This window comes from Mesorhizobium sp. BH1-1-5 (assembly GCF_020165615.1).
GTDB lineage: Bacteria > Pseudomonadota > Alphaproteobacteria > Rhizobiales > Rhizobiaceae > Mesorhizobium.
On sequence record NZ_JAIUIM010000026.1, the window covers coordinates 54,000 to 78,456 of the forward strand.

At 63.3% G+C, this 24,457-nt stretch carries 35 protein-coding genes; 15 read left to right on the top strand and 20 right to left on the bottom strand.

Annotated elements, in window-relative coordinates:
• Positions 1-11: 11 nt before the first annotated feature.
• Positions 12-914 (bottom strand): AraC family transcriptional regulator, encoded by a 903-nt coding sequence (locus LB572_RS27415; protein WP_224669951.1) that lies wholly within the window; start codon positions 912-914, stop codon positions 12-14.
• Between the two features lie 104 nt (positions 915-1,018).
• Between LB572_RS27415 and LB572_RS27420 the strand changes: the two genes are divergently transcribed.
• The 3 genes from LB572_RS27420 to LB572_RS27430 all read left to right on the top strand — a co-directional run bounded on the left by LB572_RS27420 (position 1,019) and on the right by LB572_RS27430 (position 3,187).
• Entirely contained in the window at positions 1,019-1,822 is an 804-nt protein-coding gene (locus LB572_RS27420; RefSeq protein WP_224669952.1) for an SDR family oxidoreductase, read from the top strand.
• Between the two features lie 273 nt (positions 1,823-2,095).
• Positions 2,096-2,485, top strand: a complete 390-nt coding sequence (locus LB572_RS27425; protein WP_224669953.1) for a GNAT family N-acetyltransferase — start codon at positions 2,096-2,098, stop codon at positions 2,483-2,485.
• A gap of 366 nt (positions 2,486-2,851) precedes the next feature.
• Positions 2,852-3,187 carry a hypothetical protein gene (locus LB572_RS27430; protein WP_224669954.1) on the top strand — a complete coding sequence of 112 codons (336 nt, stop codon included), beginning with the start codon at positions 2,852-2,854 and terminating at the stop codon, positions 3,185-3,187.
• Between the two features lie 28 nt (positions 3,188-3,215).
• On the opposite strand, the gene LB572_RS27435 is transcribed toward LB572_RS27430, so the two are convergent.
• On the bottom strand, positions 3,216-3,389 hold the full coding sequence (locus LB572_RS27435) for a hypothetical protein (protein WP_224669987.1): 174 nt from the start codon (positions 3,387-3,389) through the stop codon (positions 3,216-3,218).
• A gap of 220 nt (positions 3,390-3,609) precedes the next feature.
• Here LB572_RS27435 and LB572_RS27440 point away from each other — a divergent pair, with 220 nt between their 5' ends.
• From LB572_RS27440 to LB572_RS27450, 3 genes are all read left to right on the top strand, one after another.
• Positions 3,610-3,792, top strand: coding sequence for a hypothetical protein (locus LB572_RS27440; protein ID WP_040980308.1), 183 nt, complete (start codon positions 3,610-3,612; stop codon positions 3,790-3,792).
• 59 nt (positions 3,793-3,851) lie between these two features.
• Positions 3,852-4,232 (top strand): YkvA family protein, encoded by a 381-nt coding sequence (locus tag LB572_RS27445; protein ID WP_224669955.1) that lies wholly within the window; start codon positions 3,852-3,854, stop codon positions 4,230-4,232.
• Positions 4,233-4,486: 254 nt separating this feature from the next.
• Complete coding sequence (locus tag LB572_RS27450) at positions 4,487-4,645, top strand: hypothetical protein (RefSeq protein WP_224669956.1); 159 nt, start codon at positions 4,487-4,489, stop codon at positions 4,643-4,645.
• 19 nt (positions 4,646-4,664) lie between these two features.
• Here LB572_RS27450 and LB572_RS27455 read toward each other — a convergent pair whose 3' ends face one another.
• Together LB572_RS27455 and LB572_RS27460 are read right to left on the bottom strand one after the other, a co-directional pair.
• Positions 4,665-4,886: a hypothetical protein gene (locus tag LB572_RS27455; protein ID WP_224669957.1), complete on the bottom strand. Its 222-nt coding sequence runs from the start codon at positions 4,884-4,886 to the stop codon at positions 4,665-4,667.
• 488 nt (positions 4,887-5,374) lie between these two features.
• Positions 5,375-5,596, bottom strand: a complete 222-nt coding sequence (locus tag LB572_RS27460; RefSeq protein WP_140806681.1) for a hypothetical protein — start codon at positions 5,594-5,596, stop codon at positions 5,375-5,377.
• A 548-nt stretch (positions 5,597-6,144) separates the two neighbouring features.
• Between LB572_RS27460 and LB572_RS27465 the strand changes: the two genes are divergently transcribed.
• Together LB572_RS27465 and LB572_RS27470 are read left to right on the top strand one after the other, a co-directional pair.
• The gene (locus tag LB572_RS27465) at positions 6,145-7,542 is read left to right on the top strand and encodes a sensor histidine kinase (RefSeq protein WP_224669958.1); all 1,398 of its coding nucleotides are present in this window, start codon (positions 6,145-6,147) and stop codon (positions 7,540-7,542) included.
• Positions 7,539-8,183 carry a response regulator gene (locus LB572_RS27470; protein WP_224669959.1) on the top strand — a complete coding sequence of 215 codons (645 nt, stop codon included), beginning with the start codon at positions 7,539-7,541 and terminating at the stop codon, positions 8,181-8,183. Before LB572_RS27465 ends, LB572_RS27470 begins: the two co-directional genes overlap by 4 nt.
• 167 nt (positions 8,184-8,350) lie before the next feature.
• On the opposite strand, the gene LB572_RS27475 is transcribed toward LB572_RS27470, so the two are convergent.
• From LB572_RS27475 to minC, 6 genes are all read right to left on the bottom strand, one after another.
• Positions 8,351-8,920 carry a hypothetical protein gene (locus LB572_RS27475; protein ID WP_224669960.1) on the bottom strand — a complete coding sequence of 190 codons (570 nt, stop codon included), beginning with the start codon at positions 8,918-8,920 and terminating at the stop codon, positions 8,351-8,353.
• A gap of 373 nt (positions 8,921-9,293) precedes the next feature.
• Positions 9,294-9,917: a hypothetical protein gene (locus LB572_RS27480; protein WP_224669961.1), complete on the bottom strand. Its 624-nt coding sequence runs from the start codon at positions 9,915-9,917 to the stop codon at positions 9,294-9,296.
• Positions 9,918-10,307: 390 nt separating this feature from the next.
• Positions 10,308-11,195: an EamA family transporter gene (locus tag LB572_RS27485; RefSeq protein WP_224669962.1), complete on the bottom strand. Its 888-nt coding sequence runs from the start codon at positions 11,193-11,195 to the stop codon at positions 10,308-10,310.
• 291 nt (positions 11,196-11,486) lie between these two features.
• Positions 11,487-11,759: a cell division topological specificity factor MinE gene (gene minE / locus LB572_RS27490; protein ID WP_140809894.1), complete on the bottom strand. Its 273-nt coding sequence runs from the start codon at positions 11,757-11,759 to the stop codon at positions 11,487-11,489.
• Positions 11,756-12,571 carry a septum site-determining protein MinD gene (gene minD / locus LB572_RS27495; protein WP_224669963.1) on the bottom strand — a complete coding sequence of 272 codons (816 nt, stop codon included), beginning with the start codon at positions 12,569-12,571 and terminating at the stop codon, positions 11,756-11,758. Before minD ends, minE begins: the two co-directional genes overlap by 4 nt.
• Positions 12,572-12,673: 102 nt before the next feature.
• Complete coding sequence (gene minC / locus LB572_RS27500; protein WP_224669964.1) at positions 12,674-13,573, bottom strand: septum site-determining protein MinC; 900 nt, start codon at positions 13,571-13,573, stop codon at positions 12,674-12,676.
• A gap of 184 nt (positions 13,574-13,757) precedes the next feature.
• Here minC and LB572_RS27505 point away from each other — a divergent pair, with 184 nt between their 5' ends.
• The 3 genes from LB572_RS27505 (at position 13,758) to LB572_RS27515 (ending at position 15,466) form a co-directional block, all read left to right on the top strand.
• Positions 13,758-14,342, top strand: coding sequence for an SgcJ/EcaC family oxidoreductase (locus LB572_RS27505; protein WP_224669965.1), 585 nt, complete (start codon positions 13,758-13,760; stop codon positions 14,340-14,342).
• A complete protein-coding gene (locus LB572_RS27510; RefSeq protein ID WP_224669966.1) occupies positions 14,330-14,719 on the top strand; it encodes a hypothetical protein in 390 nt (129 codons plus the stop codon). Before LB572_RS27505 ends, LB572_RS27510 begins: the two co-directional genes overlap by 13 nt.
• A 498-nt stretch (positions 14,720-15,217) precedes the next feature.
• Complete coding sequence (locus LB572_RS27515) at positions 15,218-15,466, top strand: DUF982 domain-containing protein (RefSeq protein WP_140809918.1); 249 nt, start codon at positions 15,218-15,220, stop codon at positions 15,464-15,466.
• Positions 15,467-15,669: 203 nt separating this feature from the next.
• Here the strand turns inward: LB572_RS27515 and LB572_RS27520 are convergent, their stop codons facing one another.
• From LB572_RS27520 to LB572_RS27550, 7 genes are all read right to left on the bottom strand, one after another.
• Entirely contained in the window at positions 15,670-15,816 is a 147-nt protein-coding gene (locus LB572_RS27520) for a hypothetical protein (RefSeq protein ID WP_181179925.1), read from the bottom strand.
• A gap of 116 nt (positions 15,817-15,932) precedes the next feature.
• Positions 15,933-16,115 (bottom strand): hypothetical protein, encoded by a 183-nt coding sequence (locus tag LB572_RS27525; protein ID WP_140809926.1) that lies wholly within the window; start codon positions 16,113-16,115, stop codon positions 15,933-15,935.
• 79 nt (positions 16,116-16,194) lie between these two features.
• Positions 16,195-16,470 carry a DUF1488 domain-containing protein gene (locus LB572_RS27530; protein WP_140809934.1) on the bottom strand — a complete coding sequence of 92 codons (276 nt, stop codon included), beginning with the start codon at positions 16,468-16,470 and terminating at the stop codon, positions 16,195-16,197.
• Positions 16,467-16,793 carry a hypothetical protein gene (locus tag LB572_RS27535; RefSeq protein WP_140809942.1) on the bottom strand — a complete coding sequence of 109 codons (327 nt, stop codon included), beginning with the start codon at positions 16,791-16,793 and terminating at the stop codon, positions 16,467-16,469. Before LB572_RS27535 ends, LB572_RS27530 begins: the two co-directional genes overlap by 4 nt.
• Positions 16,790-17,026, bottom strand: a complete 237-nt coding sequence (locus LB572_RS27540) for a hypothetical protein (RefSeq protein WP_140809960.1) — start codon at positions 17,024-17,026, stop codon at positions 16,790-16,792. The genes LB572_RS27535 and LB572_RS27540 overlap by 4 nt, the downstream gene beginning before the upstream one ends.
• A 66-nt stretch (positions 17,027-17,092) precedes the next feature.
• A complete protein-coding gene (locus LB572_RS27545; RefSeq protein ID WP_224669967.1) occupies positions 17,093-17,437 on the bottom strand; it encodes a hypothetical protein in 345 nt (114 codons plus the stop codon).
• A gap of 68 nt (positions 17,438-17,505) precedes the next feature.
• Positions 17,506-17,709: a hypothetical protein gene (locus LB572_RS27550; protein WP_140809976.1), complete on the bottom strand. Its 204-nt coding sequence runs from the start codon at positions 17,707-17,709 to the stop codon at positions 17,506-17,508.
• A gap of 487 nt (positions 17,710-18,196) precedes the next feature.
• Between LB572_RS27550 and LB572_RS27555 the strand changes: the two genes are divergently transcribed.
• The 3 genes from LB572_RS27555 to LB572_RS27565 all read left to right on the top strand — a co-directional run bounded on the left by LB572_RS27555 (position 18,197) and on the right by LB572_RS27565 (position 20,251).
• On the top strand, positions 18,197-18,490 hold the full coding sequence (locus LB572_RS27555) for a hypothetical protein (protein ID WP_224669968.1): 294 nt from the start codon (positions 18,197-18,199) through the stop codon (positions 18,488-18,490).
• A 27-nt stretch (positions 18,491-18,517) separates the two neighbouring features.
• Complete coding sequence (locus LB572_RS27560) at positions 18,518-18,709, top strand: hypothetical protein (RefSeq protein WP_224669969.1); 192 nt, start codon at positions 18,518-18,520, stop codon at positions 18,707-18,709.
• A 150-nt stretch (positions 18,710-18,859) separates the two neighbouring features.
• Positions 18,860-20,251: an FAD-binding oxidoreductase gene (locus tag LB572_RS27565; RefSeq protein WP_224669970.1), complete on the top strand. Its 1,392-nt coding sequence runs from the start codon at positions 18,860-18,862 to the stop codon at positions 20,249-20,251.
• Between the two features lie 228 nt (positions 20,252-20,479).
• Here the strand turns inward: LB572_RS27565 and LB572_RS27570 are convergent, their stop codons facing one another.
• The 3 genes from LB572_RS27570 to LB572_RS27580 all read right to left on the bottom strand — a co-directional run bounded on the left by LB572_RS27570 (position 20,480) and on the right by LB572_RS27580 (position 23,368).
• Complete coding sequence (locus LB572_RS27570; protein WP_224669971.1) at positions 20,480-20,905, bottom strand: globin family protein; 426 nt, start codon at positions 20,903-20,905, stop codon at positions 20,480-20,482.
• A 296-nt stretch (positions 20,906-21,201) separates the two neighbouring features.
• Positions 21,202-22,110, bottom strand: coding sequence for a BA14K family protein (locus tag LB572_RS27575; RefSeq protein WP_224669972.1), 909 nt, complete (start codon positions 22,108-22,110; stop codon positions 21,202-21,204).
• A gap of 127 nt (positions 22,111-22,237) precedes the next feature.
• Positions 22,238-23,368 (bottom strand): KamA family radical SAM protein, encoded by a 1,131-nt coding sequence (locus LB572_RS27580; protein WP_224669973.1) that lies wholly within the window; start codon positions 23,366-23,368, stop codon positions 22,238-22,240.
• Positions 23,369-23,517: 149 nt separating this feature from the next.
• Between LB572_RS27580 and LB572_RS27585 the strand changes: the two genes are divergently transcribed.
• The gene (locus tag LB572_RS27585) at positions 23,518-24,453 is read left to right on the top strand and encodes a hypothetical protein (protein WP_224669974.1); all 936 of its coding nucleotides are present in this window, start codon (positions 23,518-23,520) and stop codon (positions 24,451-24,453) included.
• Positions 24,454-24,457: the final 4 nt, after the last annotated feature.

The window sequence follows — 24,457 nt, forward strand, 5'->3', positions numbered from 1 at the left end:
CTGCTCTGTCGCTAATGCGCCGCCGCCCTGGCATAGCGCCCGGGCGGCTGGCCGACATGGCGACTGAAGGCGGTGCTGAAGGTGCTGGCGGAGCCATAACCGACGCGCTCGGCGACCTCGGCGATATCCGCCTCCTGCCGTCGGAGCAGGTCTTTCGCCAGCGCCATGCGCCAGGCGAGCAGATATTCCATCGGTGGCACACCGACGCTGCGCATAAAGCGGTCGAAGAAGGCGGAGCGCGAGAGTGCTGCCTCCTTCGCCAGCTCGATAATTGTCCACGGTCGCGCAGGATCGGCATGCATCAGGCGGATCGCCTCGGCCAGCCGCGCGTCGCCCAGGCCGCGCAGCAGGCCGGCCGGCGCGTCGGGCGTCTGCGTCTGGCGCAAGGATTCGACCAGCAGGATTTCCACAAGACGGGTGAGCACAAGGTCGCGCCCCGCATGTTGCCCGGTGGCCTCATCGATCAGCAACTTGACCAAGGTCGACAGCCGCTCGACGCCGCGGACATGCACCTGAGCAGGCAGGAGCGAAACCAGCAGGCCGGAATCCTCGGTATCGAACAGGAAATAGCCGCCGAGCATGCGCAGATCGGGCGGACCGTCCTGCCGGCCATGCCGCACCTCTTCCGCGGCGGCCGCGGCGAGATTGGGGTCGATGAGGGTCGGAACGACGGGCTCGAAGCCCGTCATGGTGAAGCCAGGTGTGGTCGGCAGCAGCACGAAATCGCCGGCTTCCAGCGTCAAGGGCGGCTGGCCGTCCACAGCAAGGCGGCATGCCCCCTCGATGACGACAGCGAAGCTTGGATGGCCGAAATCCGCGTAGCGGACACCCCAGCGCCCGGCGCCGCTGATGCCCTTGGTGAATACGGCGCGCGGCCTGAGCAAGCCTATGACTTCGGAGAGCGGATCGACCATATCGGGACTTTTACAAACAAAATATGGACTGTCAATTATAGATAGTCCTGATCCCTGCCCGTAAATCTTGTCACCGTGAAAACCGAGCAACAAGGAACGATCCCATGAAAACCATCCTGATCACCGGCGCTTCCTCGGGCTATGGCCTGGAGACGGCGCGCCATTTTATCTCGAACGGCTGGAACGTCGTCGCCACCATGCGAAGCCCACGCCAGGACGTGCTGCCGGCTTCGCCAGCATTGCGCATCCTGCCGCTCGACGTGACGGATGACAAAAGCATCGCGGCGGCGGTCGAAGCGGCGGGTCCGATAGACGCGTTGGTCAACAATGCCGGCATCGGCGTCGCCGGCGCCTTCGAGGCGACCCCGATGGCGCATATCCGCAAGGTCTTCGAGACCAACACGTTCGGTGTCATGGCCATGTGCCAAGCTGTCATTCCGCAGATGCGCGAACGCCGCTCCGGCGTCATCGTCAGCGTGACCTCGAGCGCCACGCTGGCGCCCTTCCCGCTGGCGGCGCCCTACACCGCCAGCAAGCAGGCCATCGAAGGGTTCACCGGCTCGCTGGCGCTGGAGCTCGCGCCCTTCAACGTGCTGGCCAAGCTGGTCGAACCTGGCTACGGGCCGACGACAAGGTTCACCGCCAACACCGGCGTAAATGTCCAGGACCTCATCCCCGAGGCTTATGCCGACTTCGCCAAGGCAATCTTCGGCGATCTCGCAAATCCAGCCATGACCAAGGCGCTGACCACCAGGGAAATCGATGTCGCCGAGGGCGTGTGGCGGGCCGTCAACGACACGACCGGCACGCTGCGCTTCCCCGCCGGCGCCGATGCGGTCGCCCTGTCTCCGGCGGCTCGAGGGGCAGCGTGCAATGCCGGGGGTCACCGCGGCCCCCGGCGTCCCTAGCGATGCGGTCGTTGCCCGGCGGCCAAGACGGCAAGCATGGATAGCTGCTATGGTCGGCGTTGCGGCTCGCGCTCTATCCCGGGGGTTGTTCCATGTCGCTCGTTTACAGACCTGCTCGCGCCGATGATCTTTCCGCCACCGATGCGCTGGTGGTCGCCAGCATCAACGACCTTACCGTTCGGCACGGCTTTGGCCCGATGGCGGCGATGAGCCCGCCCAATTTCCAGCTGTTTTCGCTCGAGGATGACCCCGACGGCCTTTGGGTGGCGGAAGATGACGGGGGCATTGCGGGCTTCGCCTGGAAGCTGGGTCTGCGGCGATGTCTGGTTCCTCGCCCAGCTGTTCGTCGATCCTGGCCGACAGGACCACGGCATCGGCAACACGCTGCTGGAGCGCACCATGGAGCACGCCCGCACATCCGGCGCGGCCCACAAGGCTCTCATCACGTTCACCTTCAATCGTGTCTTGCAGGGACTTTACATGCGGCACGGCTTGTTCCCCAAAACGCCGAACTACATTCTCAGCGCCCCGCGCGAACGGGTGACCAGGGCATTGGCTCGATCGCCATTGCACGCGGTTGAGATAGACGGCAGCGCCGCGACGATCGTGGGAAACCGGCTTCTCGGCCAGTCTGCGCACATAGTCCCGGACGACAGCCGCTGAAGCCATCCTGCGCTTGACGCGAAGACGTCGCAGCAGACTCACGACGAGACGGCTTTGCCAACTTGGGCCCGCGTTGCTGGAAGGTCGCGGTTGCGTCGACGATGTCGTTGCCGTGTTCATGTCCATGTTCGTTCCGGTGCGGTTGAATGCTGTCTTGCCCATGAAGGCGGTGTCGCTGCCATGACGAGCCGGAAATCCCGTCTGTGACATCGGGGCGAATTTTTCCAAGACCGCAAGGACCGGCCTGCGGCTGTCGGCGGCAACCAAATGCTTGTTTTGCCGTTTATTTCAGCGACTGGCGGCTTTCAACGTGGCGCCAGCCGGCTCCGTCGGCGAGATGCCGCGCGGGGCGGAAAGGAGGCCGCAATGACACGGCCGGCAGTGGAGATAGGCGACAGGGTGGCTGTCATCGCCACGGTGGTCGAACGCATCGATGACCGCGTGACGCTGAAGCTCGACGGGGACAGCCATAATTATTCGATGGTGGAGCCCAATGCCAAGACGGGCGACAAGCTCAGACTGGAGGGCGAGGTCGTGCATGTCGACGAGGATCTCGGACGCACGACCGTGCAGGTGCTGGGGCGCGTGAGCGTCGACACCAAGTCGGTCGAGATGGTGACGCGACGTTGCGACCTCGACCATATCGGCTCCAACGTGCCTGGCCACCCTCGCCCGCGCACCCCGCCGACACCGCATGGGTGACGCCATCGCCGCCTGTCGCGAAAACTGACTAGTGCCGCTTGAAATACTGCACTTCGCGTTCGTGCTTTTCCGCCGCTTCGCGCGACTTGAAGGTGCCTAGATTGCGGCGCTTGCCGGTTCGGGGATCGATTTTGCGCGAATAGAGCCGGTATTCGCCGGATTTCAGCTTGCGGATCATGGCGATCTCCTTGTGAACCAGCATTCTAACCCGCACGAGGCCGTCGCGGTTCCAAGCAGGCCATCCCGCCCGCTCGCGGCCGGCAGCAGAAAACGCTGCTGTCGGTGAACCATTTCACGGACGCAAACGACCCAATGTCGGAATCGACACCGTAACGACACGATTGAGTCGGATTATTTGTATTCAAATGACTTTAGCGACGTTATGCGGATGGCGCTGAAGTGCCGGATCTGAGGAGGGTGAGATGGTTACGGCGAAGCTTCACGGCGTTGAACTCGTCAGGGGCCAGAAATGGACAGTGCGCGTCACCGCCTACGGCACGACGCTCATCTTCCCCTTCGAAGCCGAGCAGCATGCGCGCTCCTATGCCGATGGCCAGGCCTTCCGCCTCGGCGTCGAAGTTGTGGAAATGAAGGATTGCGCCTGAGCGGCCGAGCCATCGACCGCCAGATAGCCTGAAGACCCGCGCACCCGTATATAAGCGACATGTCCATGCTCGATGCGGCTAAGCAGTGTGCGCGCAAGCTCAAGCGCGACGTGGTGGCGCTCTGGATTGCCGCCCGAGACCCACGTGTGCCCTGGTACGCAAAAGCCACTGCGGGCGCCGTCGCCGCCTATGCACTGAGCCCCGTCGACCTGATCCCGGACTTCATCCCGATCATCGGCTACCTGGACGATCTGCTGATCGTGCCTGTCGGGATCATGCTCGCGGTCAAGCTGGTCCCGGCCCATCTGATGCAGGAATTCCGCGAAGATGCTATGCGACGCGAGAAGCCGGTAAGCAAGGCCGGACTCGCCTTTATGATCGCGCTCTGGGCGCTGGCGGCGCTGGCCCTCATCTGGCTTTTCTGGCCGAAGCCGGCCTAATGCATGTCGCACAGAAGTGTGCTCGGTTCTGGGACAACGACATGCATCAAAACAAAGACTTAAAGCGCGTCGCCTGAATCCGGTTCAGCGCGACGCGCTTTAGCCTCTCCAGCAGACCTGGCTGCGCATGTGCCAGCAGCGCCCCACCAGGCGTTTAAATTAGCTACCTCTTGTATTTGATGCAAATCAGGGTCATGCTCGCCGAGCGCGTGAGACGACATGCGCAATGGGTGGGTCAACAAGGGGTCAGGCGTATGGAGTTCGCAGTCTGCTACGACCACAGCGGGTTCGATCTGGCGCGGTCGATGTTTCTCGACGTCGCGGCTTTCTTCGCGCTGATGACGCCCTGGGCAATCGCGCGGCTGATCGAGCTATCGCGCGCGGACGGCGCAGCCCGGCTACAGCCGGCCTGAGGCTGAAAGCCATAGAAGCTTAGCCCTCGCGGACGATCTTTCGGATCGACAGGTCGCCGAGCAACGCCGAACAGTCGATCTCCTCCTGGAACTGCGCCTGCGGATCGAGCACCAGCCACGAAGCGTGGGTGCGAAGCTCCTTCAGCCTGGCATTCTTTTGCGCGCGCGCCAGGCGCTCGACATCGGCAACCGGGGCCTGAAAAGGCCTTTCGGCCTTGTGATGCTGAAAGGTCTTCGACATCGCAGCGGAAAACGCGCCTGCCCCGCTTTTCGTTCCGTCGCTTGAGACGATCGGACGTCTCCCCAACGCATTTCCTGTTCGCGACCATGACCCCTTGCAGGTGACAACGCCCGCACCGCGCGCGTTTCTTTGCATTGGCGCGTGTCTGAAAAAGTATCGAAATGGAAGCGTGCCGTATCGGCGGTTTGGGGTAGCCCGGCTTGCCTTGGCGGTAAAAGAGTACGGCTCTTTGACAGGCAAGCCGGGCTAAAGCGCCGACCATTGGGTTTCCTTGGGGGGAAGCCAGCGCAGGGATAGACTGTCCGTTTCCCCTTGCGTCCGCAATTGTTGCTGAGGTCCTATGCGCCAACGCAATGGTCCGACCGATAATGCCGAAATCATCCGGCGCCGAAGCGTCATCATTTCATGGAGACGGCAAAGCGCTTCATCTCTTTGTTTGGATGCAATTCCGGACGGAAGACTACCGCGAGGGCGCCGAGCCTCACCACTCACACGTCCTGGAATTGCGTCCAAGCGCCGGAACGCTCAAGCCCGCGTGAGACGGCTGCCTGTTGAAGCGCTCTCTTGACGAAAAGCTCGGCGTGCTGCGCCCATTCCGCTTCCGCGACGTCGTTCTCACGAACGGACTGCCTGAACGCTTCCCGCAGCGCCTCAAGCTCAAAGAGCGATAACCGCTGATTTCTTTTTTGCTTTTTTGTACCGGCGTCCATAATGCGTTGCCAAGAGCCGCAAGGTTTTAACCCATTATATATCCGGGGGCTGTCCAGCCCATCAACAGCTTGGCCCTGACTTCTTTTGGGGGCAAAATCGTGCTGCGACTCCAGCGGCTTATGTCGGGATGCAGCGGTCGACGGGAATGGGGTTGCGAGCCAGGCCATCCGACGAGCCCGCCGCTGTATATTCATGTCTACAACGAACGGCGGGAAGACAGCGAGCGGCTGGCGCCGGCTGCCGTCTCGCGCTGCCGAAGCATATGTCTTTTGAGGTGGACCTCGGGCCCGATTGATGATTGTCTCGGCATCGCAGAGCCGCAAGGTCAAAGTCCAGGTGGCAACCAGCCCGCGTCCTCCCCGTCAATAGGATGGCGCGGGCTTTTGCCATCGCCGAGCATGGCAGCTTTCCGATCGCGAATCGGAGGCGCCTGCTGGAGCCAGCAAACCGCCCACCATTAACCTTCCCCACGGGCACGGACCAAGGTCGGTGTCGCTATTGCCTCCCCTTGCCTATACTGTCGTGGACGGGTGGGTGAGCGGTGTCGATGTTTGGGAGGTATTTAAAACGACTTGCACGAATCTGGAGCGGGCTCTCGCTGGCCTGGCAGTTCGTGATCGCGGGCGGCATCGGCCTTCTAGCCGTGATGCTCGTGGTCGGGCTATGGGTGACATCGCAGATCCGTGACGGCGTCATGCACAATTCAGCTGCGACCACCGCGCTCTATGTCGACAGCGTGATCGCGCCGTTGCTGCCTGACATGCGCAAGAGCCAGGAGCTCGACGACACCGTCAAGCGAGCGCTGGACGAAACGCTCGGCCAGGGCGCGCTTGGGAAAAGGCTGGTGTCGTTCAAGTTGTGGCGGCGGGACGGCACGATACTCTATTCGAAGGATGCCGACCTCATCGGCAGGCAGGTCCAGCCCAACGCCAACCTCATCGCTGCTTTCGCCGGCAACGTGATGGTCAAATACAACAGGCTCGAGGACGAGGAAGACGACAAGGAGCGGTCGATGGGCGTTCCGCTGCTGGAAATCTACAACCCGGTGCGCGAGCCCTGGTCGGGCGAAGTCGTGGCGGTGACCGAATTCTACGAATTGTCCGGCGACTTCGAGGAATCGCTGCACTCGGCCCTGTTGTGGAGCTGGCTGGTGGTGGCGGGCGCCACGGCGGCGGCGCTTGCCCTGCTCTCCGGCATCGTTTTCCGCGGCAGCCGAACCATCGTCACCCAGCAGGCTGCGCTCGAGGCCAAGGTTTCCGAACTGCAGGCGGGGGGGGCGCAGAACTCGTCGCTGCGCCAGCGCGTGCAGCGCGCCTCGCGCCGCGCCACCGCCATCAACGAGCGGTACCTGAGGCGCATCGGCGCCGACCTGCATGACGGGCCGGCGCAACTGGTGGCGCTCGCCGCGCTCAGGATGGACAGCCCGGTGCTGGTCGATCCGACCACGTCGAACTCGCTGCGCGAGGCCGAGATCGCCGGCATCCACAAGACGCTCGGGGAAGCGATGCGCGAGATACGCGGCATCTGCAACGGGCTGGTGCTGCCGCAGATCGAGACGCAGGCCATCGCCGATATTTTGCGGCTGGCGGTGGCCGAGCATGAGCGCCGAACCGACACCAAAGTGTTGTTAACGTTGCCCGAGCGCTTGCCGGAGCTCGGCACCTCGGAAAAGATCAGCATCTATCGCTTCGTGCAGGAGGGCCTGAACAACGCCTTCCGGCATGGCAAGGGCAAGGACCAGCAGGTTAGAGCCACTACGAAGGGCGGCAAGCTCCTGGTCGAGGTGCTGGACACCGGCCCGGGCTTCGATCCGGCCCGAAGCGAAGGCCTTGGGCTTGCGGGCCTCAGGGAACGCATCGAAAGCATAGGCGGGCAGTTCGAGACACTGTCCGGCCCGGAAGGAACAAGATTGGTGATCACCTTGTCTGTCGAGGAGCAACCGTGAGCGCATCCATTCGCATCGCAATAGTCGACGACCACCCCCTGTTTCGCGAGGGCGTGGCGCGCAGCCTCGGCGAGCTAGGCGGCTTCGAGCTTGTCGGTGAAGGCGCCAGCGCCGAGGACGCCGAAAGGCTGGCGCGCGCCAGCACGCCGGATATCCTGCTGCTCGACATCAGCATGCCGGGCGGCGGCCTCAACGCGCTCGCCGGCATCCTTTCAGCCACGCCCGAGCAGAAGGTCGTCATGCTCACCGTGTCGGAGACCAATGCCGACGTCGCCCAGGCGCTGAAGGCCGGCGCGCGCGGCTACGTGCTGAAAGGCGTCGGCTCCAAGGCGCTGGCCGAGATCCTGCGGGACGTCGCCAACGGCCAGAGCTACGTGTCGCCGAGCCTCTCGGCCAGGCTGCTTTCCGACCTGTTGCAGCCAACCGGCAGCAAGCCCGATCCGCTCAGCCAACTTACCGGCCGCGAGGCCGAGATCCTGAAACTGGTTGCGGAAGGGCTGAGCAACAAGGAGGTAGCCGCCCGGCTGTCGCTGCAGGAGAAGACGGTCAAGCATCATATGACCAGGGTGCTCGCCAAGCTCAACGTGCGCAACCGCACCGAGGCGGCGCTGCTGATGCATGAGGCGAGGGAAAGGCAGTGAGGAACTGAGGAATTGAAGGGCTGGTAAGCCAGGCTTCCCTTTTCTTCAGTTCCTCAGTTCTTCAATTCTCCAGTTCCTCTTCCCTCCCTCAAACGCAATCACCCCCGCCTCGATGGACGGGGGGTGACATGCAAGGGCGCGGAAAAAGGGATAGCTCCTCCCGGCCCTCACAGGCTCAGCAGACGATTCAAGTCCTCCTCCGTCGCCTGCCGCTCGATGATGGTGCGGCCTTGCGCGTCCGTCATCTCGAAACGGCCGTTCTGGAGTTGCTCCTTCATGCCGTTGCGGTGAATGACGGTGATCTTGTCACCGTTGATCGAGAGCGTGTCGCCGGTTGCGGCATTGGTGTAGCTGTTCTTGCCACCGGGATTGGTATTGCCCTTGCCGCTGTTGTTGCCCGGCCCGGCATTGGGGTTGCCGCCACCGGCATTGGGGTTGCCGCCGCCGGCATTGCTGTTGCCGGAATTGCCGCCGGCGTTGCCGTTGTCGCCGCCATTGCCGGAATTCGAGCCACCTGCCGAACCGGAATTCGAACCGCCGGACGAGCCCGAATTGCCACCGCCGCCGTTTCCGCCATTCCCGTTGCCGCCTCCATTGCCGTTGCCGGCATAGGCGGCGGTCGATACGAGCTTGGTCATGCTGCCCGGCACCGACAGACAGGGCGCAACGACAACCGCCAGCGCGGCGGCGCCGCGCAGCACAAGGTAGGCTGGCCTTCTACAGGCGGGTCGTTGCATTCCGTCCTTTCCGCGGTTCCACCTCGGATGGCCGAAGTTCCGCTCTCGCGACACAGCCGAGGCGGAACCGGTGTCTTGGCCCGAACCAGAATTCACATTCCGGCGGAGCGACGAAAGCGGCCCACGACCCATGCCCCGGGCAGTCGGACCATTTCCGCCGCCATGGCTGACCAATGTCGCAACGGGCAGGCTTTTGCCGAGGCAAAAAAATTACCCCCGCACGAAGGCGGGGGTAAGGTGAGTAGCCAAATTCTATCGCAAGACGATCAGGACCGTAGAGACGAAGCAAAAGGTGGCAACCTGATTTTGCAGCGCTGACCTTCGGTCCCTTAAGATCTAATCCCGATAAAACCTCGCTCTCACAAACTCTGTCTCACAAATTCTTCAGGCGATTGAGATCGGCCATGGTGGCCTTGCGGTCGACGATGGTGCGTCCGTATTTGTCTTCCATCCTGAACCGGCCGTTCTCGATCCTCTCCTTCATTCCATTGCGGTGCGTGACCTGGATCCTGTTGCGTGTGGCCTCGACCTTGTCGCCGGTAACGGCGTTCACATGACTATCGACATCGGCGGTGCTTGCCGCGCTAGCGCTCGTCGAGCTGCTGTTGCCGTTGTTACCGTTGTCGCTGCTGTTGTTGCCGTTTCCGTTGTTGCCGCCGCTGTTTCCGTTGTTGCCGCCGCTATTTCCGCTGTTCCCGCCGCTATTTCCGTTCCCGTTGCCGCCGCTGTTGCCGCCGCCGCTATTGCCGCCATTGCCGGAATTCGAACCTCCAGCCGAGCCGGAATTTGAGCCCCCGGCCGAGCCGGAATTGCCGCCATTCCCGTTGCCGTTTCCACCACCTTTGCCGCCGCCGTTTCCACCGCCGCCGCCGCCTTTGCCGGCATAGGCCTTGGCCACGACGAGACCATCAACGGAGAGATTGAGAGGCGCGACGACAAGCGCTAGCGCAGCCAGCGCCGGCAAGACTAGCCCGCAGCCCCTGCGCGATGCGCGCATTCCGTTCTCCCCATGCCAGCCCTTCAGCCCGTCGGCCGAACTACCCCACCGGCAATGTCGCAGCATAAGCATCCCCAATCAGCAGGCCATAAGGAAGTGGCCCACGACCCTTGTCTTGTCCACTCGGACCTATTGCAATTTTTCTATAGGACCTAAGTCTTATTTCAACCACCGGATGCGGTCCGAGATCGCCGCCGCGGTCATTTTTTTCCAGGCCAACCAATCCCTTAACGGCCCGTCAGGCACGGAAGCGCTCACCGTTTGGCGGAAACGGCCAACCCCTGGGCTCCCTTTGTTTGAAGCAATTCCCGACGGACGGCCACGGCGCGGCACCTAACCCGACCCGTTTCGGGCTTTTTTTCGGGGATCGCCGCTGTTCAGAAGATCGAATCAAGTCGGCAGAGGCACTGGCCGCCGCGCCGCAACCGCCGCGCCGAAGGCGGCGGCAATGACGGCGGCGATGCCCGCGCATTGCAAAAGGTTGAGCTTCTCGTGCAAGAACAGGAAGCCGGTCAGCGCGCCGCCCGCCGGCTCCAGGCAGACCAGCATACCGTAGACCTTGGCCGGCATGCGGGCCAGCACCAGCATTTCCAGATAGAAGGGCAGCGCGCTGGAGAACAGGCCGACCACAGCGGCGCCCGCCATGATGTGCGGGTCGGTCAGATAGGGTTGCGCGGCGCTGAAGCCGAAAGGCAGCGCCAGCACTGCGGCGATCGCCATGCCATAGGCGGAGGTGCGCACGCCGAGCTCGGCGCCGGCCTTCTGCGCGAAGATGATGTAGAGCCCCCAGCAGGCTCCCGCCGCCAGCGCCAGCGCCACGCCCAGCGGATCGAGCCCGCGGCTGATACCGGCAAAAGGCGACAGCAGCACGATGCCGGCTATCGCCAGCGCCACCCAGGCAAGATCGAGCACGCGCCGGGAGCCGAGCGTGGCGACAAACAGCGGTCCGGTGAATTCGAGCGCCACGCAGATGCCGAGCGGAATGCGCTGGAGCGCGGCATAAAACAGCATGTTCATGGCGCAGACGGTGATGCCGTAGGCGGCCAGCCAGGGCAGGTTCTTGCGCGAGGGCAACACCTTCCAGGGCCTCAGCACCGCCGCCAGCATCAGCGCGCCGATGGCGAGCCTCAGCATGGTCGTGCCTTCCGAACCCAGAACCGGGAACAGCCCCTTGGCAAAGGCGGCGCCGACCTGCACCGACAAGATGGCGCCGAGCAGGCCGAGCACCGGCATGGCGCCGACAGGGATCTCTTGGTTAGCGGCCTGTGCTGTGGTCAATCCTGGCTCCATCCCCTGGTACAGGGATGGAGATAGGGCGCGTCGGTTGCGATGTCGTGAGGCAGGGCGAGGTGGATGGGTGGGACAAGGCGGGCGACGGCTCACCGCCTTCGTCATCCTAGGGCGGAGCAAGAAGCGCACCGCCGAGTTCTGTGTCGAACGTCGCGGCATATATCCTCGGGTCAAAGCCCGAGTATGACGAACCGTTGGCGCGGCTCCCGAAGGGCTGGCGCGACAGCGACCCCCTCTGCCCTGCCGGGCATCTCCCCCACAAGGGGGGAGATCGGCCACTCACCCCGCCATGGCGAGCGGCATGGCGCTCTTGTTGGGGATCTGGATGTCGATCTCCAGCGTCGACATGGTCGCGCCGCGGTCCATCGAGACCTGGAGGTAGTCCTGGTCGATCTGCACATGCTTGGCGATGACCGCCATGATCTCTTCGCGCAGGATGGAGACGAGGTCGGGCTGGCCGCGGCTTTGGCGCTCATAGGCAAGCAGCAGCTGCAGCCGCTCGCGCGCCACCGGCGCGCTGGTGCGCCGCTTGAAGAGGTCGAGGATGCTCATGCGGCCCTCCTTCCGAGCAGCCGGTCGAGGAAGCCCTTGCGTTCGAAGGGGACGACCACCGGCAGGTCTTCGCCTTCCAGGCGTCTTGCCGCTTCGAGATAGGCTTTTGCGGCGGAATTCAGCGGCTCTGAAAGCGTGACGGGCGCGCCGAGGTTGGAGGCGCGGAGCACATCCTGGCTTTCCGGGATGATGCCCAAGAGCGGCGTCGACAGGATTTCCAGCACGTCGTCGATCGACAGCATCTCGCCGCGCGAGGCGCGCGCCGCGTCATAGCGGGTGACCAGCACATGTTTTTGCACCAGCTCGCCCTGCTCGGCCTTCATGGTGCGGGCGTCGAGCAGACCGATGATGCGGTCGGAGTCACGCACCGACGACACTTCCGGGTTGGTGACGATGACCGCCTCGTCGGCGAAGCGCATGGCGAGCTGGGCGCCGCGCTCGATGCCGGCCGGGCTGTCGCAGAAGACGTAGTCGAACACCGAACGGAGGCGCGCAATGACTTCGGCCACGCCCTCTTCGGTCAGCGCGTCCTTGTCGCGCGTCTGCGAGGCCGGCAGCAGATAGAGCGTCTCCAGCCGCTTGTCGCGGATCAGCGCCTGCGACAGTTTTGCGGTGCCCTGGATGACGTTGACGAGGTCGAACACCACGCGGCGCTCGGCGCCCATGATGAGGTCGAGGTTTCGCAAGCCGACGTCGAAATCGACCAGCGCCACCTTCTTGCCGGTCCTGGCCACGGCAGCGCCGAGCGCGGCCGTCGAGGTCGTCTTGCCAACGCCCCCCTTGCCCGAAGTGACCACGACTACCTTGCCCATATATCCAGCCTCCGTTGGCGATTCTTATGTTCAGTCCTGCCGCTTGGGACACGGCCGACTCTTAACTACAGTTGCACGCGAAACCGGTCCGAAGCTTGCGCGTCAGCCTAGCGGCACCACGCACAGCGCATCGTTGTCGAGGAAGGCCTGCACGGCCTTGCCGCGCGACACGCCCTCCATCTCCTCGGCCGTGGTGTACCAGCCGTCGACGGCGAGCAGCTCGGCCTCGTTCTTGCGGCAGAAGATGCGCGCCGAAATATTTCCTTCAGAGCCGGCGATCGCGCGGCCGCGCAGCGTGCCATAGACATGGATCGAGCCGCCGGCGACGATTTCGGAACCGGACGCGACCGAGCCCAGCACGATCACGTCGCCATGCGGATGGAAGACCGACTGCCCGGAGCGGATCGGCGCCTTGATCATCAGCGTGCCGGCTGAAGGCGTCGGCACGGCGCCCTGCCCGGACCTTTCCGCTTCGGTCTGAGCTGGCTCGATCCTGACCGCTTCCAGCCTTGCCAGTTCGGGGTCGACCGGCTCATCGCCGGACATCTCGATAGGAGAGACTTCCGCCTGCGCCACCTCCGCGGCCAACTGGGTCATCTGAACAGCCTGCACCCGTTCCTCGGCGGCCGCTTCCAGCTCCTCGGCCCGCGCCTTGCGCGCGGCCCGGCCCAGCAGGCCTTCCGCGGTCGCCTCCTTGGCGCCGGCCAAGAGCGGCGGCAAATCCGGCCCGAGCTCGGCGCCTTCGAGCTCGATGGCATAGACGCGGATGCCGCGCGAGCCGAGCACGCCGACGAGGGCTACGATCTCCTCCGGCCCAGGCCGCAGGACGTTCAAATCCAGCACCACCGGGCGCCCGTTGAAATAGCCCGGCGAGTTGGCGATCCAGTGATCCAGCCCTTCCAGCCAGTCGGCGATCGGCGCCTCCGGCGTCAACGTGAAAGCGACGAAGGAACGGGCACGAAAGCGGATCGATTTGTTGTGCAAAGGGGCGGCGAAGGTCACGTCCGAGCGAATCCTTACTCAAGGGTTAAAGGGTGCCGGGCGAATGGTTAACAAAAGGTTAATTTTGGGGATCGGGGCCGTTAAGGAAGTGGCGCGGCTAAGCTCTGTGGCAGCTCGGTGACAGGGCCCGCCGATGCCGCTATCGTCTCACCCCGAGCGGGCGGAAAGCAAGGGAGGTCTTGTCATGAGACTGGAGATCAGCAAGCCTGAGGATGCCGCAGCCGCCTTCGCCGATGCCTGGAACAGGCACGATATGGACGACTTCGCGGTGCTGTTTTCCGAGGATGCCAATTTCGTCAATGTCGTGGGCATGTGGTGGAAAAACCGCGCCGAGATCGAAGCGGCGCACCGCGCGACTCATGGGGCCATGTTTCGCGACAGCCGGTTGGAGGGTATCGTCTCGTCAGTCGTCGAATTATCTCCGGGCCTCGCATCGCTGCACTATAGATGGACCCTGACCGGTGCGTCCGCTCCGGACGGCTCACGGGAAGGCATCCTGCTTCTGGTGGTGAAGAAGGAACAGTCCGGCTGGCGGATAAAGGTGGCCCAAAACACCGACATTGTTCCAGGGGCGATCGCTCCCCCTCCAACGCGAAGAGATAGCGGCCAAGCCCGCACGGCATGTGAAGCGCCTAATATACGAAGCGATGCGCGCCGACGATCCTCTTGCCCGAGACTTCCACTCTCTTCAAGAAGGAGACGGGCATGGGCATCGATCGGAAAGACAGCAAGCGAGCAAGCAAGGCAGGCGCAGCGATGGCAGCGCTGATGCTGCTTGCAGGATGCATGACGCATCAGCCGACTGGCATAGATGAACGCCAGACGAGCAGCATAAACCAATGGCTGACGACCGACGACGCCGACAAGGTGGTCAGCGCGATGAGCGCCAAGGGCATGATGCCGGCGACCATCAACTGCCGGTTCGCCGACACCACGCCTGGCCAGGTGGCTTACCGCTCGAAATTCACCTGGAAGCGGGCGCCTGCCAACACACGCTACCATTGGGAAGTCGGCGACCCGACCTACCTCGCGAGCAAGGACGTCGCATCCAGCAGGACGGGCCTGCGGCGGGTGTTTGCGAAGACGGTGCGGGATGCAGACACTGGGCAGAAGGTCGGGTGCTCGATCTGGGCGAGTAGTAATTAGAGAAGCCAATTGCCGGCCCGCGACGGACACGGCTACGATTTCCCGACTTTAAGCGCCTTCGCCTCTCTAACGAGGGACGGCCAATTCAAACCGACAAAACGGATGAGTTCGAGCGCCTGAGTTCGGTGATGCCCGTCTGATGCATCAGCCTTTTGACGATCTCGTCAAATGTAGGCTGGCCGTTATCGTTCGCCATAAGGCATCCCGTGGTATTCAACGGCTCATTTGTAACGGTTCCACTGGCCAGACAGGAAACAAAGGCGCAGAGTACGATCTCGCTGGTGCGGCGAGGACAGTCCGGCTTGACCTCTTGCTAAGTAGGTCGGGCTGTCCAGGAGACTGTCCTTGGCTGCATCACGCGAACGGAGCTCTGCTTGCAGCTGGTTCCCCACCAACTGCCTAGCATCGTATCGCTCGACCCTACCTCCCGTTCACCCATCCGATAGTCTCACAACAAACAGTGGTTGCTATGTTGCGCACACTGGCCTAAGCGCAGTGATGGCAAATGAAAAATTCGACCAGCCGGTAACGATTATCGCTGATCCGACCGGGGGGCAGGAGGCAATCGGCGATGCGGCCGTCTGCCTGGACTTCCTACTTCGAAGATGGCGCGGCAAGCGAAGCGATAAGCACCGTGCAGCCATTCAGGCCTGCACAGATGCAAACAGCGGGCGCCGGCCGGCTTCATTCGCGCGCAAGGCGTTCATAGCGGCCGCCCGCGAGGCGGCCATTCTTGTAACACCTTAAGGTTGTTCGCGTAATCTGAAATTCTTACTTTCGATGTCGATGATCTCGCCGCAATTTTCGCACTCCATCTGGGTGTGAGTGCGTACCCAGCCCACACGCGTTTTTGCCTGGTGCCGACACTGAGGGCATTCCACATCGATTTCGAAGTGATCGGACTCTCGTTTTGTCATTGCGGTTCCAAGGCCGGTCGGCCTAACGCGACGTTATCCGTTATCTGTGCTCCCCCGCTCGTCTTCCTGCTCCACCACCTTCTCTTTCGCCACCTTGGCTGCGAGCTTCGCCTCTTTCTTTGCCGCCTTCGCTTGATCGCGTTTGCTGCGCTCATATCGATAGTTGGGCTTTATCGCCATGGTATTCCTTCCGGTTAGGCCATGTACGCCAAGGGATTTGGACATGCCTAGGATCGGGAAGACAGCCCGCGAGATACAAGGCCCAAATTAAGAGGCACCTGTCAGGTGGCCACACGTCAAATCAGGCGATTGCGCTCTGCGATCTGACGTGCCCGCCGCACGGTGCCGTCAGTGTCGGCGAGCTTGCGCATTGCTGCCTCGTCCTTCCTGATCGTCAGCCGCGCGGACATGATGTTTGAAGACCTGACGATCGGCTTGACCGCGGCGGGCATCGTCTCGGGGGTTTTCATGGAACGCATCGGCATTATCCTTTCTTAGAGCAGCCAGGGCTAAGGCTATTCGCGGCTGCGTGCTTTTCGTGCGATATTGGCTTCCTGCTTATCGGAAGCCGGAAGCAGTGAGCGTGTAGGAGTTTCGGCGCTCGCGCGCATATGCTTTGCTGGCGGCGTCCTGGATGGAACTGCGCAGGGCGTCGAATGCCGAAAGGTATGCTATCTCGGCCGTTTCCCTACCCCCAGCATCGTCGTTAAATGTCCCAAGGGCCTCGACCTCGACGAAGAAGCGGACCTGGAACATACCATCGTGGCCAATGAAGCAGACGGCGCGGCGCGTTTGATCGAAGCTCCGGCTGGGATTTGGAAAGGCGAGCGTCATGGGTTGCCCACCCTTATTTCAGCATATTCAGTTGCTGGCCGGGTTCTATTCCATTCCTTTCGAGCCTCGACATTGCGACGGTTGAGATCCAGCATGCTCTTCGTCGCATGCGCATGCGTTAGCCCGACCATCGGAGCGCCGTCGACATGCACCGGAATTCCAGTGAAGACATGATAGACTGTCCAGGAATGATCCGCTTCGACACGGCGGCCGTATTGATGATCCCTGAAGGCGTGGCCCGACAAGTCTCTATTGTTTTGCGAACAGCCGGATACGGCCTTGTGACCAGCCTCGGTTTTGCCGTTGGCCATGGGACTGTTCATGCCGGTCTTTCCTCGCTTTCCTGCGCGGCAATAATCTCCGAATAAAGCGCCGCGCCGTCCGCTTCGGAGATTGTGACCGCGTCCGGCCACTGCGGCATGTTCAGCGTCCTCGCCAAAAGTCGCGCGATCTCGATTGCATCGTCGAGATCGGTTGCCAGCACCGTCTCGCGACCGATGACGGCATGCGCGTCATCGGTGAGGCGCGTGCGATAGAATTCGATTACGACCTTCATCGAGACCCGCCGCGCGACGGCATCGAGCCCTTTGCGTTGAGGCCGGCGCCTTGATTGAACGGACTCTCAGGCTTGGTCGGAATTTTTTCCTGCTTTGCCTTCCTCATCTCGCGATTGGAGCACCGCTGTCCCTTGGCCATGTCCGAACGTCCTTTCGATCAGCATCAGGCCGAGGTCCGACGCCGGGGTTCCGGCCGATTCCAGCCTGTCCTCGGTCACTACCCGCTCATGCGGTTCGGTGTCGCTGCGGATGCGGTATTGCGGCGAGTTTTCTTTTGGCGGCAGCGTGCCGGTGACGTGGTAGACTTCCGCGGTCGATGTCCGGAAATCTCCCTTCAGACGGACCGCCTGTCCGATGTCGAACAACCGCGGCGGGGCACCGTGCCGTATCGGCCGCGTGTTGCGCTGCATAAGGCTTGTCATGATTGTCTCCGGTCGTCATCGAGCGCCGCCTCGAGAGAGGCCGGTGATCGATGCTTTTACCGTGCGAACCCCACTGTACGGAGGATCGCCGGCAGGTGAATGAAAGCGGCCGCGTTGCGTTGCGCGGCGCAGGAAAGGCCCTTCCAGGCCTCTTCGTCGAGATCGGCAAGATACCCTGCGGTTGCGGCGCGTCTGAAGCGCGACAGCACCAAGGCAAAGCCAAAGCAGACGACGACGGACGACGCGATGCGAATGGCCACGATTGCAGCTTTCCCGTGAAAACATGCCAGGATGGACTTCCGCATTACTTCGGTCGAACCGCTGGAACGGTTTGCGGGTGCTGCCAGTACATCCGTGGTCAGCGCCCTGCGTCGTTCCAGGGTTCAAACGAGCAAAATGCCGCGCCGGAACGGCGCAACGCTTCGCTATCGAAAATTCGGAAAGGATTGGCGCGGCTCCGACGGGGCGAAAGCCAACTCAACCAAATCAACACTTTTTGTATGCGCCTCAATTGCGCTCAAAGCAAGACTTATACGTCTAATATTTTTTTCCTGAGTAAATAGAAATCTCAGGTTTGGGCCTGAAACAGCGATAAATCGATTTGTAGGCGCTGAAATCTTCAGATTATTTCATCCAAACATTTTTGGGCTTCCCTGCAATTATTTTTTCACTCCTATCCGCCAAATCCAAAGCCGTCTATAAGACGATAGGCTTGTCCCCGAAAAGGGCATCGAGAAATCCGAGCACTTGGCGGCTATGTGGTCGTCCGGCGCACCGCTCTCCACTTCCGGCATTGCAGTAACATTCGAGGTCGTATCCATCGCCAAGCGGACCTCCCGTGGCTTCGGCAAGTTTGGCGCGACGAAGCCTCAGGCCGCGGTGGAGCCGGCCGGATCGAAACGTATGGAAAATGCCGCGGAGATAATGCGCGGAGCGCTTTTCGCACACGGAAGACTCGCCTTGACGCTCTATGTTGCGCTGTGGATTGCAGCCGTGCTGGCGTCGGTATTTGTCTCTACGGGCCTGAGCGGGCTCGTCTAGCCGGCGCGAGACCAGAAGGATGCAAGCATGGCAAACCGCTACGCACTGAGGATGGACGAACCGAACAGTTGGACCGTTTTCGACGTCTTTACCGGCCAACCTGCCGAGTTCGAGCAGAAGCCGACAGTTGGAATCAGGACGCGGCGCGCGGAAAAGCTTGTTGCTCAGCTGAATAGCCAAGATGCCCAAAGGCGCGAACAGGCCGGCAGAACATCCTGATCCGCGCCGATGCGAAAGTTGCCACACCGCAATCGAAGCAGCGCAGCTGGCACGTGCGAAACTTAGCCCTGCAATCATTGTCCCGCTGTGGCCCAACTGCGCTACCGCCTCTATAGGTTGGAGGTTCAGCTTCAGAAGGAGTCCGCCAGCGTGAGCAACGGCCTTTTATCTTCCCTCCGCGCCACCCTCCCCGACGCCAGCATTCGGGACAACGCCGAACTCGCCACCCGCGATCCGGGTTTTGACGCTCGCAATTTCGGCGCCTCGGCGCTGGTGCGGCCGCGCGATACGACAAGCGTCGCGGCGCTGGTGAAGTTCTGCGCGGAGCATGGCATCGGCCTTGTCGCCCAGGGCGGGCGCACGGGGCTGGCGGGCGGGGCGGCGACGTCCGCGGGTCAGGTGATCTGCGATCTTGGCGGGCTGAACCAAATCGAAGAAATCGATCCGTTCGCGCGCGTGGCGATCGTGCAGGCAGGCGTGACGCTCGGCGCGCTGCAGGGGGCGGCGGCGGTGCATGGCCTCGACCCGGGCATCGACCTTGCCGCGCGCGGCAGCGCCACGATCGGCGGCATGGTTTCCACCAATGCCGGCGGCATCATGGCGTTTCGCAACGGCACAATGCGCCATCGCGTGCTCGGGCTCGAAGCCGTGCTGCCGGACGGGCGGGTGTTTTGCGACCTCACCCGGGTGCTGAAGACCAGCGCCGGCTATGATTTGAAGCATCTGTTCATCGGCGCCGAGGGCACGCTCGGCATCGTCACCCGCGTGGCGGTGCAGCTCGATCCGGTGGCGGGCGCCAGCGCCGCAGCACTTGTCGGCGTGCCGGATGCGGCCAGCGCCCAGCGCGTCGTGCGGCATTTCCTGGGCTCGACCAGCGCACGGCTCACCGCCGCTGAGATCCTGTGGCGCAATTTCGCCTCGCTCATGCAGCGGGCGCTGAATTATTCGCCGGGAAGCCTGCCGCTCGACGCGCCCTGCCTTCTGGTGCTGGGGCTCGGCGCCGACAATATCGAGGCGGCTCGACAGGTGCTGGAGGACGGACTGGCGACGGTCTGGGAAGAGGCCGGTATCATCGACGGGCTGGTCGCGAGCTCCGAGGCGCAAGCGGCCGCGATGTGGCGGCTGCGCGAGGAGACCGAGCAGATCGAGCGCGCGCATCCCATGGCGCCCTCCTTTGACGTGTCGGTGCCGGCCGGTACACTGGACGCCTATGTGGCGCGCATCGAGGCGGGACTGAGAGCGCTCGACGCTTCATACACGCCCTATGTCTACGGCCATCTCGCCGACGGCAATCTGCACATCTCCATCAATTGCGACGGGCCGGTCTCGCATGAGCGGCACGCGGCGATCGAGGACGTGCTTTACGAGGGGCTGCGAGAGGCCGGCGGCTCGTTCTCGGCCGAGCATGGCGTGGGGCTGGAGAAGCGCGAGGCCTATGAGCGGCACGCCGACCCGGTGAAGCGGGATTTGGCGAAGGCGATCAAGGCGTTGATCGACCCGGGTGATGTGATGAATCCGGGGAAGGTTATTTCCGGAGAGTGATGGCTATGCCCTGAAAGGCTGGCGGGACCGCACCCCCCTCTGGTCTGCCGACCATCTCCCCCGCAAGGGGGGAGATCAGCAGGTTTGCCGACGGCATTCTGCCTCCAACGCCGGAGATTGGCGAAAGCCTAGGCGACATCCAATCTCCCCCTTGCGGGGGAGATGTCCGGCAGGACAGAGGGGGGTGCGAAGGAACTCAGAGCCGCTCCAGCTTGCCTCCCTCGGCGCTCAAGCCGCCAGCTGCACGTCCCTTGCCGCGGCGATCATCACGCAGGCGAGCAAGCCGTAAGCCGCTGCCCAGGCTTCTCGCGCCTCCTGCGTGAAAGCCTCGCGGAGGCCTGCGTCGAGCGTCTCGATCAGCGCCTGGCCGACGGTCGCATAGTGGTGCTCCTCGACGCCGTAGCCGACATGTCGCCGGGCGAGATCCTGGACGGTGGGCAGGATGGTCTCGGCGCGCGACAGCCCATGCACGACGAAAGCCAGGGCGGCCATCAGCTTGGCGCCCTGCTTTTTCATGTCGGTTTCGACAAACAGCGTCCTGAGACTGCCGTCGATGGCGAACAGCTTCTCGTAGAACAAGGCCGCGGCCGCTTCCTTGATCGGCACGACCTCGCGAAAACTCTCCTGCACAAGCTTGATCTGGTCGGGTGTCATCGGCGCGTAGCTCCTGGATTTCGGGATGCGCGACCATCGGCTTCGAGCGTTTCGCGGGCATGCCGGTTGTAGGAAGCGTGTGTTTCAGCTTGGTCTCTGGCGGGTATCGGGGCGCTTCAACCTGGTTCCTCGCCCCCGCGAATGTGATGGAGAGGTGGCTCGGCGAAGCCGAGACGGAGCGGGGGAATGGCCAAACCTCGATCGGGAAAAGCATCGCTTTACGAAGCCCCCTCTCCGTCCGCGTCGCGGCCACCTCTCCCCCGCCGCCGACAGGGGCGAGGAAAAGCGTCGGCGCGCTACTCGCACTGCCGGCGCGGGCCGCCGTCGAAGGGCTGGTAGCTGTTGTCCTGCGGATCGTAGGAACGGTAGCGGCTGAAGCAGTAGTCGACATGGTCGCCGGAGACCGGGCGGCCGGACGCCTGTTCCCGAGCCGCCTCAGCCTGGGGCGAAATCTCTTCCGGCAGGCCGCCATAGGTGGTGGCGTAGCCGCCGCTGGACGCGGCGTAGCCTGCCATCTCGGCCTGGTCGTCGTCGCTCAAACGGTCGTCGGACGTGGTGTCCCGGCGATCGTTCGCTGCTGCCTGGTCGTTGGTCTGATCGTTCTGGCCGGTCGAGGCAGTGCGGTCGCCGCCGGGGTCGTAATAGGGCGAGATGCAGGGGCGCAGCTCGCCGCTGTAGGAGCGGTAGCTGTTTTCCGCCGGGCGGTAGCTGCGATAGCGGGTGGCGCACCATTGCAGGTGCGCGACGGGCAGTTGCTGCTGGGCCTGCTGATCGGGCGCGGCCGGCTGCCGCGCCGCGTTGTCGCCGGGCGCGGGCTGGTCCGGCGCGGACACATCGGGCAATGGCTGCAGCGGCGGCGCCACGGGAGGCGCCGTGGCCGCGCCAAGCGCCGTCGTCTGCGTTCCGCTATCCGCCGTCTTGGCCGGTTCGCCTGGGGCCGGTTCGCCTGGGACCGGTTCGCCTGGGGTCGGCTCGCCGGTCTTGGCGGGCGCGGCCACCGCCTGCCGGGCGGGAATGCGCTGGAGGTTCTGCTTTTGCGGATCGACCGGCTGGGCGTCCTTCGTCCAGAGCTCGGAAACGCCGATCGTGGGCGTTGCCTGGCGCACCGGCTTGGCGGCGAGCAGCCAGGTGGCGAAGGCGAGCCCGCTGGCGAACACGGCCAAGGTCAGCACGAAGCCGCCGGCAATTCCCAACAAAGCCTTCACGCAACGCTCCTTCAGCCCCCACTCATAGAATGCGGGGCGCGAGATGGAGTTCCTTGTCCCGCGCAATGGGGGCCAAAGTCGGGCGGGGACGCGCGGCCGCCGGACGCCAGCAATGCGGATCGTGGCGTCAGGCCTGGCCAACCACTTCCTTATACTCCCGCACCTTGCCGTCCTGGCCTCTGATCCGCCAGGTATCGCCGTCGCGGCCCTCAATATGGCTCGCGGCCAGCGGCACCTTGCCGCCGCCATCCGGCAGGTCGATGACATAGGTCGGGTTGCAGATGCCGGAGAGCCGCCGGCGCAGCTCGGCGACCAGCGCCTGGCCCTCGGCGATCGTGGTGCGGCGGTGCGCCATGCCGCGCGCGAGATCGCCATGGTGCAGGTAATAGGGTTTAACGCCGAGACGGTACATCAGCTCGCGGCAGAGTTCCTCCAGCACTTCGACCTTGTCGTTGACGCCTTTGAGCAGAACGCTCTGGTTGAGCAGCACGAAGCCCGCCTGCCGCATGGTGCGGCAGGCTGCTTCGGCTTCGGAGGTAAGCTCGCGCGAGTGGTTGAAGTGGGTCACCACCGTCACCATCAGCCGGCCCTGCAGCGCCTCGACCAGGCCGGGCGTTATGCGCGACGGCAGCGCCACCGGCACGCGGGTGTGGATGCGCAGCAGCCTGAGATGCGGGATCGCCTCCAGGCGGGCGCGGATTTCGGTCAGCGCCTTGTCGGGCAGCGACAGCGGATCGCCGCCGGTCAGGATCACCTCGCGGATTTCCGGGTGATCCGCGATATAGGCCAGTGCCGGCTCCAGCGCTTCGCGCGTATAGCCGCGGCCGATCGAGGTCAGCGACTCTTTTCTGAAACAGAAGCGGCAATAGACCGCGCATTGATAGGTCGGAAACAGAAGCACGCGGTCGGCATGCCGATGCGTCAGCCTGGGCACCGGGCTGAAGGCGTGGTCGCCGATCGGATCGTCGAGCTCGCCTTCGGCGGCAACCAGCTCGTCGGGCGACGGGATCACCTGGGCGCGGATCGGATCATTGGGGTCGTTCCAATCGATCAGGTCGAGATAGGGCTTTGGCACGCGCACCTTGTGGGCGGCCGCGGCCTCTTGCGCGGCGGCGCGCTCGGCGGGAGAGAGCGGCAGGGACGCCAGGTCGCGGACATGGCGCACGCCGGCGCGGACATCGTCCTGCCAGATGGCGTCATTTTTTCGGACCGGATCAAGATCGCGCGCGGCCGCCGGTTCTCTGAGGTCTGAGGTCATCGGTATCTCGGGTGGCAATTCACGCCGGATATCGGCCCAATGGACGGCGGGGTCAATGGCGAGCGACGTCGCGGCGCCCCAGCATGCACCATAGGTATTTGAGCGAAATGCGATTAGTCTGCGCTCTCCGGCGCTTAGGGGCAACAAGAATGGATTTCAGCGCAGGTCACGGCTACCTTCTCATTGGCGGGCTCATCCTTGTCGGCACCGGCCTGCTGATCCTGTCGCTGATCGTCAATCTATGGGTGGCGCATAGTGTCCGCGATGACGTGCGCCACCGCGAAAAGCTGCTGGAATACTACCGCAACATCTTTTCGCAGCTGGGCGTCATCCTGATCGGCATCGGCATCTCGCTGTTCATCTTCTTCTTCCAGCAGAACTACCAGGACCAGCGCAAACACGAGACCGAGCTGCAGCAGGTGCTTGCCAAGCTCGCCGCGCGCATCGCCCGCGGCGCGCCGGTCATGCAATCACTCGATGAATTCGACGAGTTGCTTGATGAGGGCGGCCCCTATCTCAGCCCCGATCTCGGCGGCAAGAACACCGCGGTCAGTCTCCAGGGGACAGAGCTCGGCAAGCAGGCGGCCAAGATCCTCCTGGTCGAGCGCGACGTCGATCTTGCCGACTTCGACGTCCTGAACCTATCGCGCGATTTCGAATCCTCCTTCGTCGTCAACGAGCTTGATCCCAGGCTGTGGTTCGACATCGTGCGCGACGAGAGCGAGATCAAATACGCCACCACCCAGCTTGCGCTCGACTACAAGGACCTGCAGCAGTCAATCGGCGGCGAGCTGGCGGAGACAGTGGTCGCCGACCCCGAAAAGGAGCGCAGGATCAAGCAGGAGGTGCTGGACATCTTCTACGATGCCGACCTCTTGCGACAGCGCGCCAGAAGGCATCTGGCCCGGGCCTGTTGGCTCTTCGGCCAGGGGCGCGGCTTCGTCAAAGCCGTCCCGATCGATGCGATCGAGACCGATGCCAAGTCGCATCAGCAATGGCTCGACCAGTCAAAGCCGGTGCTCACGCAATCGAAGTCGGGCAGCGGCGACTGTTTCGCGCTGCTCCATTATGGTCGGGCGTCTTGACCGC

Coding starts and splice junctions, on each gene's coding strand:
- LB572_RS27415 (WP_224669951.1), bottom strand. CDS start 914: ATGGTCGATCCGCTCTCCGAAGTCATAGGCTTGCTCAGGCCGCGCGCC.
- LB572_RS27420 (WP_224669952.1), top strand. CDS start 1,019: ATGAAAACCATCCTGATCACCGGCGCTTCCTCGGGCTATGGCCTGGAG.
- LB572_RS27425 (WP_224669953.1), top strand. CDS start 2,096: ATGACGGGGGCATTGCGGGCTTCGCCTGGAAGCTGGGTCTGCGGCGAT.
- LB572_RS27430 (WP_224669954.1), top strand. CDS start 2,852: ATGACACGGCCGGCAGTGGAGATAGGCGACAGGGTGGCTGTCATCGCC.
- LB572_RS27435 (WP_224669987.1), bottom strand. CDS start 3,389: ATGCTGGTTCACAAGGAGATCGCCATGATCCGCAAGCTGAAATCCGGC.
- LB572_RS27440 (WP_040980308.1), top strand. CDS start 3,610: ATGGTTACGGCGAAGCTTCACGGCGTTGAACTCGTCAGGGGCCAGAAA.
- LB572_RS27445 (WP_224669955.1), top strand. CDS start 3,852: ATGTCCATGCTCGATGCGGCTAAGCAGTGTGCGCGCAAGCTCAAGCGC.
- LB572_RS27450 (WP_224669956.1), top strand. CDS start 4,487: ATGGAGTTCGCAGTCTGCTACGACCACAGCGGGTTCGATCTGGCGCGG.
- LB572_RS27455 (WP_224669957.1), bottom strand. CDS start 4,886: ATGTCGAAGACCTTTCAGCATCACAAGGCCGAAAGGCCTTTTCAGGCC.
- LB572_RS27460 (WP_140806681.1), bottom strand. CDS start 5,596: ATGGACGCCGGTACAAAAAAGCAAAAAAGAAATCAGCGGTTATCGCTC.
- LB572_RS27465 (WP_224669958.1), top strand. CDS start 6,145: ATGTTTGGGAGGTATTTAAAACGACTTGCACGAATCTGGAGCGGGCTC.
- LB572_RS27475 (WP_224669960.1), bottom strand. CDS start 8,920: ATGCAACGACCCGCCTGTAGAAGGCCAGCCTACCTTGTGCTGCGCGGC.
- LB572_RS27480 (WP_224669961.1), bottom strand. CDS start 9,917: ATGCGCGCATCGCGCAGGGGCTGCGGGCTAGTCTTGCCGGCGCTGGCT.
- minE (WP_140809894.1), bottom strand. CDS start 11,759: ATGAGCATCCTCGACCTCTTCAAGCGGCGCACCAGCGCGCCGGTGGCG.
- minD (WP_224669963.1), bottom strand. CDS start 12,571: ATGGGCAAGGTAGTCGTGGTCACTTCGGGCAAGGGGGGCGTTGGCAAG.
- LB572_RS27505 (WP_224669965.1), top strand. CDS start 13,758: ATGAGACTGGAGATCAGCAAGCCTGAGGATGCCGCAGCCGCCTTCGCC.
- LB572_RS27510 (WP_224669966.1), top strand. CDS start 14,330: ATGGCAGCGCTGATGCTGCTTGCAGGATGCATGACGCATCAGCCGACT.
- LB572_RS27515 (WP_140809918.1), top strand. CDS start 15,218: ATGGCAAATGAAAAATTCGACCAGCCGGTAACGATTATCGCTGATCCG.
- LB572_RS27520 (WP_181179925.1), bottom strand. CDS start 15,816: ATGGCGATAAAGCCCAACTATCGATATGAGCGCAGCAAACGCGATCAA.
- LB572_RS27525 (WP_140809926.1), bottom strand. CDS start 16,115: ATGCGTTCCATGAAAACCCCCGAGACGATGCCCGCCGCGGTCAAGCCG.
- LB572_RS27530 (WP_140809934.1), bottom strand. CDS start 16,470: ATGACGCTCGCCTTTCCAAATCCCAGCCGGAGCTTCGATCAAACGCGC.
- LB572_RS27535 (WP_140809942.1), bottom strand. CDS start 16,793: ATGAACAGTCCCATGGCCAACGGCAAAACCGAGGCTGGTCACAAGGCC.
- LB572_RS27540 (WP_140809960.1), bottom strand. CDS start 17,026: ATGAAGGTCGTAATCGAATTCTATCGCACGCGCCTCACCGATGACGCG.
- LB572_RS27545 (WP_224669967.1), bottom strand. CDS start 17,437: ATGCAGCGCAACACGCGGCCGATACGGCACGGTGCCCCGCCGCGGTTG.
- LB572_RS27560 (WP_224669969.1), top strand. CDS start 18,518: ATGGCAAACCGCTACGCACTGAGGATGGACGAACCGAACAGTTGGACC.
- LB572_RS27570 (WP_224669971.1), bottom strand. CDS start 20,905: ATGACACCCGACCAGATCAAGCTTGTGCAGGAGAGTTTTCGCGAGGTC.
- LB572_RS27580 (WP_224669973.1), bottom strand. CDS start 23,368: ATGACCTCAGACCTCAGAGAACCGGCGGCCGCGCGCGATCTTGATCCG.
- LB572_RS27585 (WP_224669974.1), top strand. CDS start 23,518: ATGGATTTCAGCGCAGGTCACGGCTACCTTCTCATTGGCGGGCTCATC.